The sequence below is a fragment of the Bacillus sp. GW823-FHT06B01 genome (assembly GCF_058952315.1).
In genome coordinates this window covers 1-655 of record NZ_JBXAHR010000028.1, presented here as the reverse complement: position 1 = coordinate 655, position 655 = coordinate 1, and the positions used below count along the sequence as shown (strand labels likewise).

Sequence of the window (655 nt, the reverse complement as noted above, 5' to 3'; positions counted from 1 at the left end):
CTCGGTAGCTCAGTCGGTAGAGCAGAGGACTGAAAATCCTCGTGTCGGCGGTTCGATTCCGTCCCGAGCCACCATTTATCTTAATAATATACGCCGGCTTAGCTCAATTGGTAGAGCAACTGACTTGTAATCAGTAGGTTGGGGGTTCAAGTCCTCTAGCCGGCACCATGTAAGTTTCGGAGGGGTAGCGAAGTGGCTAAACGCGGCGGACTGTAAATCCGCTCCTTCGGGTTCGGCAGTTCGAATCTGCCCCCCTCCACCATTTACATAGGGGCATAGTTTAAAGGTAGAACTGAGGTCTCCAAAACCTCCAGTGTGGGTTCGATTCCTACTGCCCCTGCCAAATATATTTACACAACATGGCGGTTGTGGCGAAGTGGTTAACGCACCGGATTGTGGCTCCGGCATTCGTGGGTTCGATTCCCATCAGTCGCCCCATTTTTATTTTTAAAATTACAAATAATTTAATTGATACTTACATATAATTAAGTAAGAATTCGATGGGCTATAGCCAAGCGGTAAGGCAACGGACTTTGACTCCGTCATGCGCTGGTTCGAATCCAGCTAGCCCAGCCATTTTGCGGAAGTAGTTCAGTGGTAGAATACAACCTTGCCAAGGTTGGGGTCGCGGGTTCGAATCCCGTCTTCCGCTCCA

Annotated in this window: 6 tRNA genes; all 6 read left to right on the top strand. The window is 49.3% G+C overall.

Annotated elements, in window-relative coordinates:
* The first annotated feature begins 92 nt into the window (after positions 1-92).
* Positions 93-168: transfer RNA gene (locus AC1Q8N_RS28735), tRNA-Thr, on the top strand.
* A gap of 10 nt (positions 169-178) precedes the next feature.
* Positions 179-262: transfer RNA gene (locus AC1Q8N_RS28730), tRNA-Tyr, on the top strand.
* Between the two features lie 7 nt (positions 263-269).
* Positions 270-343 (top strand) — tRNA-Trp (locus tag AC1Q8N_RS28725).
* A gap of 19 nt (positions 344-362) precedes the next feature.
* Positions 363-438 (top strand) — tRNA-His (locus AC1Q8N_RS28720).
* 63 nt (positions 439-501) lie between these two features.
* A tRNA-Gln gene (locus AC1Q8N_RS28715) sits at positions 502-576 on the top strand.
* A gap of 4 nt (positions 577-580) precedes the next feature.
* Positions 581-655, top strand: a tRNA-Gly gene (locus AC1Q8N_RS28710).